General features: G+C 59.9%; 22 protein-coding genes. 13 read left to right on the top strand and 9 right to left on the bottom strand.

Annotated features, from left to right (window positions below):
- Nucleotides 1-9: 9 nt before the first annotated feature.
- From QRN20_RS23475 to QRN20_RS23455, 5 genes are all read right to left on the bottom strand, one after another.
- A complete protein-coding gene (locus QRN20_RS23475; protein ID WP_122521598.1) occupies nt 10-2,703 on the bottom strand; it encodes a toprim domain-containing protein in 2,694 nt (897 codons plus the stop codon).
- Nucleotides 2,703-2,939 (bottom strand): hypothetical protein, encoded by a 237-nt coding sequence (locus QRN20_RS23470; RefSeq protein WP_029242399.1) that lies wholly within the window; start codon nt 2,937-2,939, stop codon nt 2,703-2,705. Before QRN20_RS23470 ends, QRN20_RS23475 begins: the two co-directional genes overlap by 1 nt.
- Before the next feature lie 71 nt (nt 2,940-3,010).
- Entirely contained in the window at nt 3,011-3,373 is a 363-nt protein-coding gene (locus QRN20_RS23465) for a hypothetical protein (RefSeq protein ID WP_029242400.1), read from the bottom strand.
- Complete coding sequence (locus QRN20_RS23460; protein WP_043305052.1) at nt 3,370-3,849, bottom strand: YmfL family putative regulatory protein; 480 nt, start codon at nt 3,847-3,849, stop codon at nt 3,370-3,372. The genes QRN20_RS23465 and QRN20_RS23460 overlap by 4 nt, the downstream gene beginning before the upstream one ends.
- Nucleotides 3,850-3,878: 29 nt before the next feature.
- Nucleotides 3,879-4,091: a DNA-binding protein gene (locus QRN20_RS23455; protein WP_058431342.1), complete on the bottom strand. Its 213-nt coding sequence runs from the start codon at nt 4,089-4,091 to the stop codon at nt 3,879-3,881.
- Nucleotides 4,092-4,175: 84 nt separating this feature from the next.
- Here QRN20_RS23455 and QRN20_RS23450 point away from each other — a divergent pair, with 84 nt between their 5' ends.
- Nucleotides 4,176-4,523, top strand: a complete 348-nt coding sequence (locus QRN20_RS23450) for a helix-turn-helix domain-containing protein (RefSeq protein ID WP_122435124.1) — start codon at nt 4,176-4,178, stop codon at nt 4,521-4,523.
- Between the two features lie 331 nt (nt 4,524-4,854).
- Here the strand turns inward: QRN20_RS23450 and QRN20_RS23445 are convergent, their stop codons facing one another.
- From QRN20_RS23445 to QRN20_RS23435, 3 genes are all read right to left on the bottom strand, one after another.
- On the bottom strand, nt 4,855-5,115 hold the full coding sequence (locus QRN20_RS23445) for an ogr/Delta-like zinc finger family protein (RefSeq protein WP_025994419.1): 261 nt from the start codon (nt 5,113-5,115) through the stop codon (nt 4,855-4,857).
- Nucleotides 5,116-5,192: 77 nt separating this feature from the next.
- Entirely contained in the window at nt 5,193-6,044 is an 852-nt protein-coding gene (locus QRN20_RS23440; RefSeq protein WP_285361369.1) for a phage portal protein, read from the bottom strand.
- Nucleotides 5,971-8,025: a terminase large subunit domain-containing protein gene (locus QRN20_RS23435; RefSeq protein ID WP_285361332.1), complete on the bottom strand. Its 2,055-nt coding sequence runs from the start codon at nt 8,023-8,025 to the stop codon at nt 5,971-5,973. The genes QRN20_RS23440 and QRN20_RS23435 overlap by 74 nt, the downstream gene beginning before the upstream one ends.
- Nucleotides 8,026-8,186: 161 nt before the next feature.
- Here QRN20_RS23435 and QRN20_RS23430 point away from each other — a divergent pair, with 161 nt between their 5' ends.
- Genes QRN20_RS23430 through gpM form a run of 3 tightly spaced genes read left to right on the top strand, consistent with a single transcriptional unit; the run spans nt 8,187 to nt 10,853 of the window.
- A complete protein-coding gene (locus QRN20_RS23430; RefSeq protein WP_058431338.1) occupies nt 8,187-9,110 on the top strand; it encodes a GPO family capsid scaffolding protein in 924 nt (307 codons plus the stop codon).
- Between the two features lies 1 nt (nt 9,111).
- On the top strand, nt 9,112-10,134 hold the full coding sequence (locus QRN20_RS23425) for a phage major capsid protein, P2 family (protein WP_122521602.1): 1,023 nt from the start codon (nt 9,112-9,114) through the stop codon (nt 10,132-10,134).
- Complete coding sequence (gene gpM, locus QRN20_RS23420) at nt 10,131-10,853, top strand: phage terminase small subunit (RefSeq protein ID WP_122233129.1); 723 nt, start codon at nt 10,131-10,133, stop codon at nt 10,851-10,853. Before QRN20_RS23425 ends, gpM begins: the two co-directional genes overlap by 4 nt.
- Before the next feature lie 138 nt (nt 10,854-10,991).
- Here the strand turns inward: gpM and QRN20_RS23415 are convergent, their stop codons facing one another.
- Nucleotides 10,992-11,288 (bottom strand): hypothetical protein, encoded by a 297-nt coding sequence (locus QRN20_RS23415; protein WP_122521604.1) that lies wholly within the window; start codon nt 11,286-11,288, stop codon nt 10,992-10,994.
- Between the two features lie 35 nt (nt 11,289-11,323).
- Between QRN20_RS23415 and QRN20_RS23410 the strand changes: the two genes are divergently transcribed.
- The 9 genes from QRN20_RS23410 to QRN20_RS23370 are packed head-to-tail and all read left to right on the top strand — an operon-like array spanning nt 11,324 to nt 15,890.
- Complete coding sequence (locus QRN20_RS23410; protein ID WP_122521606.1) at nt 11,324-11,785, top strand: head completion/stabilization protein; 462 nt, start codon at nt 11,324-11,326, stop codon at nt 11,783-11,785.
- Complete coding sequence (locus QRN20_RS23405) at nt 11,782-12,225, top strand: phage tail protein (protein ID WP_122521608.1); 444 nt, start codon at nt 11,782-11,784, stop codon at nt 12,223-12,225. The genes QRN20_RS23410 and QRN20_RS23405 overlap by 4 nt, the downstream gene beginning before the upstream one ends.
- Nucleotides 12,215-12,892, top strand: a complete 678-nt coding sequence (locus QRN20_RS23400) for a phage virion morphogenesis family protein (protein ID WP_122521610.1) — start codon at nt 12,215-12,217, stop codon at nt 12,890-12,892. The genes QRN20_RS23405 and QRN20_RS23400 overlap by 11 nt, the downstream gene beginning before the upstream one ends.
- 14 nt (nt 12,893-12,906) lie before the next feature.
- Nucleotides 12,907-14,019, top strand: coding sequence for a DUF2586 domain-containing protein (locus tag QRN20_RS23395; RefSeq protein ID WP_025994409.1), 1,113 nt, complete (start codon nt 12,907-12,909; stop codon nt 14,017-14,019).
- A 3-nt stretch (nt 14,020-14,022) separates the two neighbouring features.
- Complete coding sequence (locus tag QRN20_RS23390) at nt 14,023-14,475, top strand: phage protein (protein WP_025994408.1); 453 nt, start codon at nt 14,023-14,025, stop codon at nt 14,473-14,475.
- Nucleotides 14,475-14,687, top strand: a complete 213-nt coding sequence (locus tag QRN20_RS23385) for a TraR/DksA family transcriptional regulator (protein WP_025994407.1) — start codon at nt 14,475-14,477, stop codon at nt 14,685-14,687. The genes QRN20_RS23390 and QRN20_RS23385 overlap by 1 nt, the downstream gene beginning before the upstream one ends.
- Nucleotides 14,684-14,890, top strand: coding sequence for a hypothetical protein (locus tag QRN20_RS23380; RefSeq protein ID WP_025994406.1), 207 nt, complete (start codon nt 14,684-14,686; stop codon nt 14,888-14,890). The genes QRN20_RS23385 and QRN20_RS23380 overlap by 4 nt, the downstream gene beginning before the upstream one ends.
- Nucleotides 14,887-15,414, top strand: coding sequence for a lysozyme (locus QRN20_RS23375; RefSeq protein WP_025994405.1), 528 nt, complete (start codon nt 14,887-14,889; stop codon nt 15,412-15,414). Before QRN20_RS23380 ends, QRN20_RS23375 begins: the two co-directional genes overlap by 4 nt.
- The gene (locus QRN20_RS23370; protein WP_043305063.1) at nt 15,411-15,890 is read left to right on the top strand and encodes a lysis system i-spanin subunit Rz; all 480 of its coding nucleotides are present in this window, start codon (nt 15,411-15,413) and stop codon (nt 15,888-15,890) included. Before QRN20_RS23375 ends, QRN20_RS23370 begins: the two co-directional genes overlap by 4 nt.
- Nucleotides 15,891-15,900: the final 10 nt, after the last annotated feature.

Genomic DNA, 15,900 nt, shown 5'->3' with positions numbered 1-15,900 from the left:
TGGTGATGATCAAGCGGCCTGGAAAATCCAGCACCGGACGGTTTTCGGTTTATCGGCGGCATCGATGTCCCACGACGAACAGACGTTGCGGTTCGTCTCGATGAACTTCGGGCATTTGCTGGTTTTCAGGTGGCGCTTGAGCTCAGCCAGGTCCGGGACTTTCTGCCGCCTGTTCGCAGCCGCCTCGGCGAAGTCGTTCAAGTTGACGGCGATCAGCCCCTCATTGCGGGAATGATTCAACGCGCCGGCGTGGCTGTTGAGGTATTCATAAAGCTCCCAAAACTCAACGACCATCGGGTGATCGGCATTGATTGCCAGCTGTCGCTCTTTGGCCATGCTTTGTACCTCGGCATGGGCGGCATCGACCTGGTGCTGCTGCAGCGGGACGACATGTACCAGCGCGTCGACCAGCGCGTGTAACTGGGCGTGGTTCTTGGCGATACGCACCGTGCGGATCTCGGGCAGCTGCAGCAGCCGCTGTTCGTAGATCGGCACACCCGCTTTCACGGTTTGCATCACCTGCGCTTCCCGAGTTGTAGCCATCAACAGAAAGCCGCTCACCTTGTCGACGGGCATCTGCTCGAGCTCTTCCACCAGCAGTTTGGTTTTGGCGGTCTGGCCGTCCTTGGTCATCCCAACGTGGGCGATCCGCTGCAGGATGGGTTCCGAAGCGTTGACGGCATGGTTCTGCGCAAATACAAAAGCACCGCGGAACGGTGGTTCTCGCGTGTCGTTACCGTTGTTCTTGACGCCGGTCGAGCGGACGCTACGACCGTTGTAAGCGGTTTTCAGCTCGTCCCAGTCGTACTGCTTTGTCGCGCTGCCGTCGGTCTTTTCCCGTTCGGACTCAATCAGCACGACGGGGAGGTTGCCGACCTGGGCGAAGTTACGGGCGCGGGCGACCGGCGTACCTTTGGACGGGTCAAACCCTTCGTAGTCGAGGCGACCGAGTAGCTTCCATAGAAACTCGATCAGTGTGGACTTACCCGCACCGGCTTCGCCTACCACTTCCAGGAACAGATAGCTTTTCTGGTGCTGCCGGATCTGCTCCGCGAACAACGCCCCCAGCCAGAACGCCAGAACGACGATGCCCTTGGCCCCAAAGCACTGCCACAGAATGTCGAGCCAGCGCGTGGTGAACTTGTTCAGGTCGGTGTTGATGTTCAGCATGACGGACTGGCTGAGCGTTTTAATGCTCAGTTTCTCCATGTCGAAAAAGTCTTCCTCGTTCAGTTCGTAGACCTTGCCGTCACGCACAGCCACGTCGCCGTACACGTAGGCACCGTGTTCGCGGGTATAGCCGGTGAAGTCGATGGTCTGCACCGTCTTGAGCGCGTTTGTCTGCTCTTCAATGAACGCGTCCAGTTGCTGCGTGCTGCCGGTGAACATCCCGCCGGGTGCGATCCCGAGCAGTCGTTTCTTGAACTCGGCGGATGAGGCGATCTGCGAGCTGGTAAAGGTGTTCTTGATGGGTGCGGCGTCGTGGGCAAACGTGATCCGAAAGTAATACCAGGACTCGTCGGTCAGCTTGTTCTCCTGGTAGTACAGGGCCTTGGGGTTGCAGGTTGCGATCCGCTGAATCGCGCCGCACTGCTGCATAGCCTTGGCCCGACGCTGCTTGTCGTTCAGCAGTTGATCGTCCTGATGCTCGCTGTCCTCAAGGTCCTGCATCGCCCGGTTGAATTTCTCCAGATCGAGCTTGAACCAGTAGAGGCGGTTGCCGAACTCCAAGTGGAATTCGCTACGGCGCTTCCAGTCGAAAAGCACCAATGCCTTCTCGGTGGCGTTGTCGGCGATCAGCAGAGCACCGTGGTGCCTGGCGACGGTCAGGTCCTTCTGGATCTGCTCGGCCCGCTTGTCATCCTCATCAATGGCCCACCAGCGTTGGTGTAGGTCGTTCCAGTCGACCTTGCGGCCGTCACGCTGGGGGATCTGAGCCGCTTCGCAGACAAAGCCCAGCTCACGCGCCTGGCGAACCCAGCGCTTGGTGTAAGCGTGTGCGCCGGGTTCGTTGTCCAATGCCCACACCAGCTTCGGCAGTTTCCCATCACGCTCCTTGGCCAAGCGCTTCAACGACTCATCGGGGAACGCATTGGAAGACATTGCGGATACGGCTGCCACGCCGTTATGCACCAGTGCGATGGCGTCGAAGATCCCTTCGACAATCCAGAGCTCTTTGACGTCCAGCAGCTCGACGCAGGGCGGACACCACCAGACACCCTTGTAGCTTTCACCTGGTTTGAACCGCGCCTTCATCTTGCCGAACCGGGCAGGGCGATCTATCAGCCGTTCCCAATAGCCGCCTTTCTCCAGCGCAAAACGCACTGTGGCGCTACCGGCGTCATGGTGTGACGAAAAATAGGTTTCCTGCGTGAACCAGCCAGCGATCAGCGATATGTCGAAGCTGCGTGCAAACTCCATGTAGGCCCTTGCGGTCGCAGTCGGCGCATTCTCGGTAGCCGGTGCGCGTTTGCTCCAGTCTTCGAACAGGTCGTCGTAAAGCTCTTTTACGTGCAGGGTATGGCCACACTTTTCCTGCCTGCCGCAGATCAGCTGCCACGGGCTGTCAAAGCGCGTGTAAAGCTCCTTCTTGTTGCACTTCGGGCAAGTGCCGCCGCGCATGTATTTGGTCGGGGCGCGATGCTTCAATCCGAAGTCGGACTGGATGCGGTGCAGTACGTCGTGACGCAGGTCGTCTCTCATTAATCTTTCACTGCTTTGAGGCTTTGGCTCAGGGCTGCCATAAGGCGTACTTGTGCTGCCATTACCGGGACACGGGCGAGAATTGCGCCATGACGTTGGCCGTCCGCAACGAAGCGGTATTGATCGTCATACCAGTATTCGTTGAGCCTCAAGCGGTACTGTTCACGCAGGGATTCCAGCAGTGCTTTTGCCTGGGCTTTCGGCAATTGGGTGGTGACGATCACGGCGTTGGCCATCGTTAAACCTCGAATTCGGGCGCAGCTCACCCATACCCACGGCTGTGGGGCAGGCAATAATTAGGGTGGTTTTAGGTAGCGGGGGAGATAGGTTTGCCGTGACCGGCAGCAATCAGGTGTTCATAGATCAAGTGAACGGGCACTGACCAGGCGAGTCCCCGAACAGGGTCGCTGATCACAACCGACATTTCTGCACTTGCCTGCAGATCTATGCGCTGGCGACCGATGACCGCCAATACGTTGCTGTATGCCTGATGCACCAGGTGATTCGCGAGTGGCTCTTTGACTTCGAGGCTTTCCACCAGATGGTCGATTGCTCGCCCAAGCAACTGACCGAGATCGCCGAGGTGTTCGCCTTGATGACGCTCGATGAACGCCTGAGCTGCGGCGCGGATGGTTTCTTGATAATCCCTTTCGACGGATACGTTGTTCATTGTTCGGTCCCTGTTTTTGCGCGGTACAGATCGATGGCTGCGAGCACCTCGGCATGTCGAGCCGCCATGTGCAGGTTGTGTGCGTTTAGGATGTGTTCGGCCTCCGCTGCGCTGATGTACCCGTCTGCAAGAGCCTTGGCTATCTCCTGGTCGACGCACCCGCGCTTTGCCGCCGCTTGAATCGAGAGGGCGTACATCTCAACGTTATCGAGCGATTCAGGGTCAGACACCGGGACAAATAGACCGCCATACATTGACGCCACATAGTTGGGCAGATGCTGAGTGCCAGCGTCCTGCTCCAGCTGGAACAACTGGGCGTCATTGAGTGGTCTGCTGTTGTTGTTTTCGTATGCGTGGTTATCGAACTTCTTCAATGCCAAACCGATGCGAGCAGCTGCGCACTCGCGTCCACCTGGATAACTACAGATGATTGCGCTCACTACTTCGCGTCGCGTTTTTAGAACCGGACTTTTCATGTTCTGCTTTTCCCTGCTGATCCGCGCCATTATTGTGGAATCACGCCGTCTTTGATCCCCAGCAAAACGGCAGCTCTGTGAGCCTCCCCTCGACGGCACTGGCTCTGCCCACTCAGTACTGCATAGACGGTGCTGGGGTTCAGGTTGTGCTGATCTGCAAACCCTTTAGCGGTTTGGCCTCGACGTTCAAGTGCTTCACGCGCTTGTTGACGGGCTTGCTCGTTGATACAGGTGTTCGGCATAGTGCAATTCCATGCATTTTCATGTGGTGTGAAATGCAGAATGATGCACAAATGTGCATTTGTAAATGCCTTGGATGAAAAATATTGCACGTTTCCGTCGACATTGGTTCCCGTCTTGGCGAGGAAAGAAGAAGGCGTGGTCTAACTCAAGACCAGGTTGCCGAAGCCTTGGGCGTTTCTAAGCGGACCCAAGCTAACTACGAGGCCGGCAGCAGTGATGCTCCAGCCGCATATCTTTACCGAGCTGTAGAAAACCTTGGTTTTGACGTGAACTACATAATTCTTGGAGCGCGGAGCCCGAAGTCTAAGGAATCGTTAAACTCCGATGAGGATGCGTTGATTGAGCATTACCGCACGATCAGCGATGACGATCGTGCAGCAGTGAAACGTATCGTGCGCGCTATGGCTATTGACGCTGCCAGAGAGCCTTAAAGCTGCCCACTAGAGCGTTCGCAGTGTTGGTACAAAGCTTCGTAATGTGAGCTGTTCAATCAAAATTACGTCGAATCAGCCATGCGCTTATGGAGTAAAAAGCATGTTGAATCGCGTAGAAATGGTTGGCCCTCTGCCGACACAAGAGCATCTAGATTGGAACGCTCTCAGTGAGTTTGAGCGTCATCTCGTCGGACATTACCGGATGCTTGATAATAAGGATCAGAAAAAACTGAGACGTTTTGCTGATCTCCTATTGGTCGTGCCCGAAGAGCCAACCCACAACGGATAGCGCGTTTGGTCGTCGTCCTGCAGGGCGGCGATCCACCCCCTATGCAACTGCCTGCCGTCCCAACTGATCAAACAATTCCTTCTGCTTGTCAGGCGCCAGATCACGTAGCCGGTCGAACAACATCACGTCCAGTTGCTGCCCAGATGGCCGAAGTGTGTGCGAGAAAGTGAGGTTGGCCACCCAAGTGTGGCCGCAACTTGCGTCGAGACACTGGCAGTAAAGTTTCACGTAAGCCCTGGTCACTTCCTCCCTTGAGCTAATCCGTCCCTTGTGCCCGCATGTTGTGCAATAAATCCGCATGTCTTCCCTCCCTAGGGCCAGCTTGTAGCCAGTATTTTGCCATATAACTGATGGCACTATGTGTGTCTTCGGTCAAATCAGGCCGTTACAGATATTTCCGGTATTGGTCTCCAGGCAAACCGCCTGTTCTCTCGCAATGTCGCGTTGGCTTGATCAAACAACTGGCAGATCGGCCTGATCTCGTTGCTGGTGTAAACGCGATCGATCTTCTCGATGTCGCCAAATCCCCCGCTGTTCTCCGGGATGATCCCGGCCAGAGCAGGGTTCATGCGCCAGGCAGCAATCACATCGTTGCGGGTGATGTTCTTGACCTTCTCCAGCTCGTCCTTGGCCTGGAAATCACCGACCGGGATAATTTGAATCGCCTTCTCGGAACCGCCCGGAATGTTGACGAACATCGAGCGGAAGTTACCCACGCCCTTGCTGGCTGTGATCTGGGCACGCAGCTCGTCCTCGTCTTCCTCAGTCAGGTTCGGGTCGTTGGTGTAGAAGATGTAGCCCGCGTGCGCGCCGTTGCTGTAGTAGCGCCGGCGGAACAGTGTGGCGGCCTCGTTGAGTAGCAGCGCCTGCAGGCCGCCCAGGTACTCCGGTACGCCATAAATGTTCTGCTCGACGTCGTAGTTGAGGACGTGCTCGATCTCGTGCGCTTCAAACTCGGTTTCACGCCCGTTCTGCTCCAGCTGGGCGAACCCGCCGTCGACCTTCACGCGCATGTTGATGGCGGGCAGGTGCCGTAGCTCCAGGATCTGGCCGAACGCATTAGGCACCCGGTAGAAGTAGGCTTCGCCAAACACCATGAAGTCCAACGCGGCCCGACTCATATCGGCCACGGTTAGGCCGGCTGAAGGGATGAACTCACGCAGCAACAGGTTGCGTTTGAACCCTGGTATCGCGCCGTGGTGCGCGTTGGCCTTGAGCAGCCTTGCCAGGCCCCTGCGCGAAACCGGTGGCGTGTAGAGACGACCGTCGTCGCTGGGAAACACGCCCAGGTACTGCGCGATGTTGTCGGTCAGCACCGATTCCGGCGCGCCGAATGTGAACGCTCGCATGGGCCGTTGCGCCGGTTTTTCCTGCTGCAGGGTTTTGGGTTTTGCCATGGGAAGTTGATCCAGTGAGTGCGTAGCGACTGCGCCGCTTTTTGTCCGTGTTGAGGGGTTCGTACTGCAGGGCGTGCATGACCGCCCAGGCCACGTCCGCGTGGCCGGTAGCGTCTGTGCGCGAAGCGCTGTAGGTGACTTGGCCGCTGGCGGTCGTGCCGCGCTTGATCGTCAGGAAAGCCTGGGCGATATCGTTCCAGCCGGCGTCCCACTCGATGCGGCTGCCCTGGATGGTGTCCTGCGCCTTGAGCACCAACAGGTTCTTGGTCTCCAGGCTGTAGTGGATCGAGGTCGCACGCGGGTAGAAGTCGCGCACCAGGTCGAAAACGCCGTAGCCGATGCCGGTCGTATCGATACCGATGTGCTGGACGTTGAAGCGCTCGGTCAGCTTCTTGACCTGCTCGGCCTGGTACTTGAACGACTGGCCACGCCAGCTGTGCTTCTCCAGGATCCGGAACTTGCCACCGTTCTCCAGCGGCGGTGCGATGACCACGCAGGTGGCGTCGTCGCGGGTCCGGCTCGGGTCGTAACCGATCCAGACTGGACTGTTGCCGTACGGTCGCGGATCGTCCGGATCGAAGTCGGCCCAAAGCGACAGGTCGGAATAGCAGCGCTCCAGATCTGCCAGGGAAAACGCGCTCTGGCTGCTGTCGATGAACTTGCACATGAACAGTTGCTGGAACTTGTCGTCGTCGTACTCCAGCTGCAGCTGCTCAAGGTCGAACAGATCGCAGCCGCCGGCGATCGCGTCCAGGATGGTGATCACCTTGCGCCATTGACCGTCCGGACACAGTGCGCCGGCTGATATCTGCTTATCGCTCGGCCAAGGATCCTTCGCGGTCTTGCGCTTGCTGTTGCGGAATTTCTCGCCCTGCCAGAAGGGATAGGCCTGGTGTGAGACGGCGCTGGGCGTTGAGAAGTAGGTCTTGCGCCACTTCTTATGGGTCGCCATGGCACTGGCCACGGTGTTCAGTTTCTCGAAGTCGCGGATCCAGAAATATTCGTCGACGTACACATGGCCATGGTGACCCTGCGCGGTGCTGCTGTTGGTGCTGAGAAAGCGCAGCTCGGCCCACGGCTTGCCATCCTTGCTGAGCACGATCGGGTTGCCGGTCAGCTCCAGGCCGAACCAGGACTGGGCAAACGCGATGATGTAGCTGCGGAAAATCTCGGACTGTGCGCGGCTGGCCGACAGGAACACCTGGTTATCACCGGTCAGCACCGCATCCATGAAGGCTTCGCCGGCGAAGTAGTACGTCAGGCCCACCTGGCGGCTTTTGAGGATGTTCCGGATCCTGGCGGTCAGCGGGTTCTGTTTGGCCGCGAACAGCTCTTTCTGGTAGCCGTACATTTTGCTGATGAACTTGTCGAGAAAGTCGACTTCGGTCAGTTCGCTGACGTCGTTCTTTACCTTCTTTTCCCGCTTCTTGCCGTCGCGCTTGCCGCGATCCCGACGTTCGCCGCGCTGCTCGTCACGTCGATGGCCATCGTCATTCTGTTCATCACGCGCCGGCGCGGGAGCTGGTTTTGCGCATTGCTTGGCCAGCCGCTCTCGAACCGTCGTCAACCGGTCCAGCTCGTCCAGATCGCTTTTGCTCAGGCTCTCTGTCTTTTCAAGGAGCAGCGTGATTCGCCGGCTGACGGCAGTCAGCGGCTCTTCATCCGTCAGCATGTCTTCCCAGCCACCCACGCGGATCCAGTGGTAGACGATCCGGATGTTGGGCAGGTTGAGTTGCGCCTGAATTTCCTTGGCCTTGTGACGGCGCAGAAACAGACGTTTGGCGGCTTCTTTGACTTCGGTTGAGTAGTACATGGGCCGCAGTCTATGCGGCGAAAACGCGGAAAACGTGCTGTTAAATTCCGCGTCTCTCCTAGAAGTTGGATATAGGAGAAGCGCGAAAGTAAACCGTTTGTTGGAAGGGTTGCGGCTCCCTATCTTGGGGCCTCAACCAACCGATGAGCGCAGTTCCTCCCATGCCCCGTTCCCTTGTCAGCTTCTGGAAACGCGTCGCCACCAGCGGTCCTACCGTCGATGGTCGCGTCATTACGCCCCAGGAACTGCGCGACATCGCCGAGACGTACAGCACCGCCACCTACACGGCCACCATCTGGGCTGAACATGAACGCTGGCCAGGCTCCTACGGCACCGTGTTCGCCGTGCGCCTGATCGAAGATGTCGAGGGCCTGGCCCCCGGCCAGGTCGCGCTGGAAGCGCAGTTGAAGCCCAACCAAAAGCTGCTGTGGCTTAACGACCAGGGCGAAAAGCTCTTCACCAGCATCGAGATCATGCCCGACTTTGCGGGCACCGGCAGGGCCTACCTGACCGGGCTGGCCGTCACTGACGAGCCGGCGAGCCTGGGCACCCAGGAACTCTATTTCTCCCGCAAGACAGGCAAGCCCGTGCACTACGCGGCGGCTGTCCCGTTCGGAACGATCGGTGAAGAGGAACCGCAGGGCGAGGTGGCCAAGCTGTTCAACCTGTTCACCGGCCTGTTCAAGCGCTTTGGCATTGAAGAGGTGCCAGAAGAACCCACCCCGCAAACCCCTATCGAGAGCAAACCCCCAATGGATGAAGCTACAGCCAAAGCGCTGCAGGCCTTGATCGAACAGCAACTGATCATTGCCGCCGGCATTCAGGCGCTGATCGACAGCTTCGCAGAAGCCCCACCAGCCCCTGACCAGGCTCCGATCGATGACGTGCAGGCAGCCGTCGACGGCATCGTGGCCACCGCCGAAGAAGAGAAGCAGTTGAGCCGCAAGGCCTCCAGCAACGCTGCCGTTATCGCCGGCCTCGCCAAACTTGAGGCGCGATTCTCCGCACTGGTGGACAAGCCAGAAGGTCGCCATCTGTCGCGCACCACCGGTGCGAATGACCCGAAACCGAAGCGGGTACTCTGACATGGCCCAGTCACTGAGCGCTTACGGCGCGAAGATGTTCGCGGCCCTGCAGGTTTCCCTGGCTGAGTCCTACGGAGTCGAGCTGGCCAGCAAGACGTTCAGCGTCGAGCCTTCGATTGCCCAGGAACTCAACGAGGCGATCACCCACAAGTCCGATTTCCTGCAGCGCATCAACGTCATCGGCGTGACCGAGATCAAGGGTCAGAAAGTGTTCCTCGGCGTGTCAGGTCCTGTGACCGGTCGCACCAACACCAAGACCACCGATCGCGAAGCCAAGGACGCCTCGGCGCTGGATGACAGCCAGTATGAGCTGTATTCCACCGAGTCTGACGTCAGCCTGCCTTACGCGAAGATCGACGCCTGGGCCAAGTTCCCGGACTTCCAGCAGCGCTATTCCGCCGCTGTGCAAAAGCAGATCGCCCTGGACCGTTTGATGATCGGCTTCCACGGTATCAAGGCGGCTCCGCAGACCAACCTCATCGAATTCCCGATGCTGCAGGACGTGAACAAGGGCTGGCTGCAGATCGCTCGTGAGCAGATCCCGGAGCAGGTCCTGAGTCAGGGCCTGGCAGCTGGCAAGATCACGCTGGGTGAAGGTGGCGACTATGCCAACCTCGACGCCCTGGTGCATGACACCAAGCAGATGGTCGATGAACGTGTCCGTGATGGCGGCGACCTGATCGCACTCATCGGTAGCGACCTGCTGGCCGCTGACAAGGCCAAGCTGTACGCCAAGCAAGGCGACGTACCGACCGAGAAAGAACGCATCGAAGACGCTCAGGTCATCGCGACCTATGGCGGTCTGCCAAGCTTCAGCGTGCCATTCTTCCCGGTCAACGCCGTGGTGGTCACCAGCTTCGACAACCTGTCGATCTACTTCCAGGACTCCAGCTGGCGCAAGCAGACCGTTGATAACCCGAAGCGCTCTCGCGTCGAGGATTACAACAGCCGCAACGAAGGCTATGTGATCGAGCAGCTGGAAAAATTCGCCATGGCTGAAAACGTCGAACTGGTGAAAGCGTGAGCCTGGCACTGGCGCACAAGCGCCGCGTGATCGCCGATGGCCCTGCGGCCGTGAGCGCCGGTGCCCCCATGGCTTACTCGGCTGACACCGCGCTGTCCAGCCCCGCCAATGCCCGCAAGCACCTGAAGTTGATGGAGGACGCCCTGGCGGGCGATCTGGAGCGCATCAGCGCAATCAACAGCCGCGAACAACGGCAGACACTCAAGCGCGAAGAGCTGCTGCCCAAGTACCTGGAATACGTACAGCGGTACCGCGATTCGGAATTGAATTTCCAGAACTCGGTGCTGGCGTATGTCCTGATCTGGCTGTTCGACACCGAGCAGTTCACCCAGGGCCTGGAGCTGGCTGACTTCGCCATGTCCCAGGGCCAGGCGCTGCCTGAGCGCTTCAACCGCGACATTCCGACGTTCGTTGCTGACGAGGTGATCGACTGGGCCGAGGCTGAATTCAAGGCCAGGCGCAGCCCGGAGCCCTACGTTTCCAACCTGTTGCCCCGCGTGGATGGGGAATGGCAGCTCTTCGAACGCATTCCGGCTCGCTACCACAAGTTGCTGGGATTAATCGCACTGAACCGCCAGGACTGGCCGGTCGCGATTGCTCACTTCGAACGGGCAGAAGCGCTTTACGAAAGCATCGGCGTAGGGACGCGCCTGAATGACTGCCGCAGGGCACTGGCCAAGGTCCAGGCCAAAGAGAACGCCGGCAACGGCACCGAATAACCGACTACCCCCCCGGCGAGAAACTGTGGATGTGAGCCAACCATTTATGGCCCTGACCCACTGAAACAGTTTTCCCGCCCCTAATACAAGAAGCCCCGCTTCGGCGGGGCTTTTGAGAGGTTTCTGATGTTTAACGGGTTACTGCGAGAGCTTGTCCATCGCCACCTTCCCCTCGGGAAAGGTCACGGTGGTCTCCAGATTACTGCCACCAAGAATCTGGATACAACCTCTCAACGTCTCCACGTACCGGTCAGAAATCTTCAGCGCCTCTGCAACTGCTTCAGGCGGAAGATCCTGGGTTTCCAGACACATCAGGGCCAGCGAGTGGGCCTGTCTGAGCTTCCTTTCCGTCAGGGTCTGTTTTCGCTTCATAGCCATCTCGCGGGTTCTAAGTCGTTCCTTCAAGCAAATGATTTTTCTATCAACATCGTCCATTTCCCGTGTTCCTCCATTAGTGACAGGAAAAGTGTATGAGCTTTTCCGGAAAACCCACGGTGCTGGTGGACGAACGGATCCAGAACGACGGCTTTTGGCCCGACTTGTCCATAGCCGAGTTTCAAAAGGGTTACCGCCTGCCGGCGGAATACCTGGTCGAGATGCTGACTGCTGATCTGACCATGGCCATGGTCGAGGTCAATACCGACCTCGCCAAGCTTAAAGCGCGATGGCAGGGCGCTGGCGTGTCCAACGTTGAGTCCGCAGACACCACCGTCCTGCCAGAGCGCACCTTTCAGGCGGCCACGTACAAGCGTGCCGTTTACAGCCGGGCCAAAGCCAGCCTGCTGACCCAGTTCGCCACCGTCAATCGCCGCGAAAGTGCCGAAAACATTGGCAAAGAGCTGCCCGAGCGTTCGGAAACGTTCCTCGCCTTCAGCCAGGCTGCCGTTCGGTCGCTGCAGGGCCGTGGCCGCATCACGGTGGCACTGCTGTGATCAAGCTCAAGGCGTTGACCGCCTACCTGCTCGATCGCCAGCTGGTCGCCCCGGAGCAGCTCGACAGCTGGACCGACCAGGTGCAGGTCGAGCTGATCTGGAAGCCCGACACCGACGGTATGCACATGGGTGACATGAACTATGGCGCGACCATCACGATCGAGCGGTTCGCGGATCACCCGGCGCGCCTGTTCGCCTTGGTGGGCAGCTGGTTGGAAACCCACGATCAGGACCGCGACGGCCTGCCCAATGTGGTGTTCGACGTGACCATGCTCGACAACGACCTGGCTGACGTCGACATCAAGCTGCAGTTCACCGAGGCCCAGTACCTGGCCGAAGATCTGAACGGCGAAATCGAGGCCTACGGCAAGACCTGGTCGTTTGTGCCCTTCGAACTGTGGGTGGCCGAGTCGGGCGAGGTGACCAGCCATGGCGCGTAGCACGTTCGATCTGGACATTCGCGGCATGCTAGATGCGCAGGATCTGCTGTCCCTGTTGGAACTGCCAACGCCCAAGCGCAAGCGGCTGCTGAACAACGTGGCCAAGCGCGTGCGCAGCATGAGCCGACAGCGGATCCGCAACCAGCAGAACCTGGACGGCACCCCGTTCGAAGCCCGCAAGGACACGTCCAAGGGCAAAAAGAAGATGGAAGCGGGGCTGGGCAAGCTGCTCGATGTCACCCGGCTGACCGGCAACGAGGCCGAACTGGGCTGGCGCAATACCCTGACCCGTTGGGTTGCTTCCCAGCAACACAACGGGGTGTCGGAGCGACGTACTGCCGCGCAGATGCGCCAGTGGAACAAGGTGCCCGAGGGCACCGCCGCTACCGAAAAGCAGGCCAAGCGCCTGCGCCGTCTGGGTTTCAAGACCCGCCAGGAAGGCAAAAAGACCCTGACCCGCCCATCCGTGGCGTGGATCCAGCAACACCTGAACTACGCCAGGGCGGGATTGCTGATCCGCGTCCTGGACGACGAACGAGCCGAATCCACGGGTGCGCAAAGCTGGGACATCAAGCTGCCTGCGCGTCAGTTCCTCGGTGCCAGCGACAGCGAAACCAGCCAGCTGGTGAACCTGGTGCTGCAACAAATCCTAACTTCACCCCGCTAACGAGGCACCGCTTTATGGCACTCGGCAAAGTCAGCGTTAACAATCTCAACCTCGGCCAAGGTGCCGTGACCGAGATCGAACGCTATTTCCTGTTCATCGGTCCCGCTGCCAAAAACGTCGGCAAGCTGGTCCCGCTGGACACCCAGAGCGATCTGGACGTCCAGCTGGGCGTTCCGGACAGCGACCTGAAAACCCAGATCCTGGCAGCGCGCAGCAATGGCGGTGATCGCTGGGCCTGCGTGGCCGCTCCGATCGCAGACGACGTCACCTGGCAACAGGCACTGGAAAGCGCGACCCGCACCTATTCGTTCGAAGCGGTCGTGATCGTCAAGCCGTCGACCACCCAGGCCGAGCTGTCGGCGATGCACGTCGCCGCCACCGATCTGAGCAACAAGCTGGGTCGACGCATCTTCGTGATGGCCGCCACAGCCGGCATCGCTCCGCAGCAGACCTGGAGCGCATACGTCGTCGAGCAGAAAGCCGTTGTCGACGGTCTGGCCGCGCCTCGCGTGCTGCCGGTACCGCAACTGCACGGCAACAACCTCGGCGTGCTCGCCGGCCGCCTGGCCAACGCCGCCGTCAGCGTTGCGGACACCCCCATGCGTGTGGCCACCGGCGCGGTCGTGGGGCTGGGCGCTGAGCCCAAGGATCTGGACGGTATTCCGCTGACCACCGCTGTGCTGACGCAACTGGACGCAGCGCGTCTGTCAGTACCGCAGACCTACCCGGACTATCCCGGCACCTACTGGGGCGACGGCAACCTGCTGGACACCCCAGGCAGTGACTTCCAGGTGATCGAAAACCTGCGCGTCGTGGACAAGGCTGCGCGCCGTGTCCGGATCCTGCTGATCCGCTATGTGGGTGATCGGACCCTGAACAGCTCGGCCAACAGCATGGCGACCACCACGTCCAAGCTGATGGCCCCGCTGCGTGCGATGGCCAAGTCCACGAAGTTCGCCGGCCAGGTGTTTCCAGGCGAGATCGAGCAGCCCAAGGACGGCGACATCGTGCTGACCTGGACGAGCAAAACCTCTGTCGTGGCCTACCTCAAGCTGCGCCCCCTCAACTGCCCGAAAGACCTGACCGCGAACATCGCGCTGGACCTTTCCGTTACGGATTCGGAGTAACCCATGGCCGCAAAAATTGGCGGTAAGAACTTCGACGTGAACCTGGGCGATCTGCTCGTTCACGTCGAGGCCGGCACCCTGGACATCACGGACAACAGCACCGTGGCCCAAACCAAGGGCGTGCCCAACGGCCACGTCGACGGCGATGTGGCTGCAGCTGGCGAACTGGAGCTGGACACCACCAACTTCAATCTGCTGATCGAGCAGGCGAAAGCGTCCGGCAGCTTCCGCGAGCTGGAGCCGTTCGACATCGTGTTCTTTGCCAAGGCCGGCGAAGAGGAACTGCGCATCGAGGCGTTCGGTTGCAAGGTCCGCGTTTCCAGCCTGCTGAGCATCGATCCGAAGGGCGGCGCGAAGAACACCCACAAGGTGCCGTTCGATGTCACCAGTCCGGACTTCATCAAGATCAACGGCGTGCCATACCTGGCTGCTGCTGAAATCGAGGGCCTGACGTAATGGTCTGCCCGTTCGATCGCGCCCAGGCCCTGGAGCAGCGGCAACGCGACCAGGCTATTGCTGCCCAGTTGGCCAAGCCGCGAGCGAGCGGGCCAAGCCTCACCCACTGCCAGGACTGCGACAAGGAGATCCCATCGGCGCGCCAGGCGCTGGGCGGCATGACCCGTTGCGTGCCTTGCCAATCCCTGACCGAAAAAGGACAGCGCCGATGAGTACGAATCAGGTCGCGCAGGACACCGCCATCGCCCTGGTGAAGGCATCGCCGGCCATCGGCGTGGCCGCCACGGGCGCGACAGGGACCGTCGACTGGTCGTCGGTGGCCTACATGCTGACCGCCATTTACATGGTGCTGCAGATCCTGCTGCTGATTCCCAAATACCGCCAGATGTTGCGTGACTGGAGGATCAAGCCATGAGCCTGCGCGTCAAGATCCTTACCGGCGTCCTGCTGGTCTGCAGCGGCACGTTGACCGCGTTCCTGGGCGAGTGGGAAGGCAACGGCCAGAACGTGGTGTACGCCGACAAGCTGGCCGGCGGGTTGCCCACCGTCTGCAAGGGCATCACCCGGTACACCAGCCCGGATCCGGTGCGGGTCGGTGACTTCTGGTCCGACGCGCGCTGCGCCGAGGTGGAAAGCCTGGTCATCGCCAAGGGGCAACTGAGCCTGGCCGATTGCCTGACCAACCAGGCGATCGGACAGAACACGTTCGATGCCCTGAGCAGCCATGGCCACAACTTCGGCGTGCCGACGACGTGCGCGAGCCGGGCCGTGGGCCTGATCAACGCGGGCCGCATTGCCGAGGGCTGCAAGGCGCTGGCCTGGTCCGCAGACGGCACAACACCGGTGTGGGCCTATGTGACCGGTGGCGATGGCCGCAAGACCTTCGTGCGTGGCTTGCACAACCGCCGGCTGGCTGAAATGAGGCTTTGCCTGAAATGACCATCAGCCCGCTGCAGCTGCTATTTCGCACCCTGTTCGTCGGCCTCGTCATTTGGCTTGCCGTCGATTGGGCGCTTGGTCGGTACGAAACCGTTGTCCAGGAGCGCGACAGCGCCGTAAGCGAGCGCGATGGCTTACGCGAAGCCGCACGCATCAGCGGCGAGATGCTCGCAGCGCGTGACCAGCTCGACACCCAACACACGAAGGAATTGAACCGTGCGCTTACCAAGAACAGCGATCTGCAGCGCGCTGTCGCTGCTGGCATTGAGCGGCTGCGTGTCCACGCCACTTGTCCAGCCGGATCCGGTGCCGCCGGCACCGCCAGCCTGGCTGATGCAGGAACCGCCGAACTCACAGCCGACGCTCGATCGGCTTATTTCACCTTACGAGACGAGCTTGCCCGCAGCCGGCAAATGATCCTCGCCCTGCAGGACTACATCCGCCAGGTCGTGCAACGCACGCCGGCACAACCCTGACCTTTTGCAA

Source organism: Pseudomonas sp. fls2-241-TYG-175 (assembly GCF_030209155.1).
GTDB lineage: Bacteria > Pseudomonadota > Gammaproteobacteria > Pseudomonadales > Pseudomonadaceae > Aquipseudomonas > Aquipseudomonas viridiflava.
Note: the sequence above shows the minus strand (reverse complement) of the source record. Positions and strands in the feature narration are given on the sequence as shown.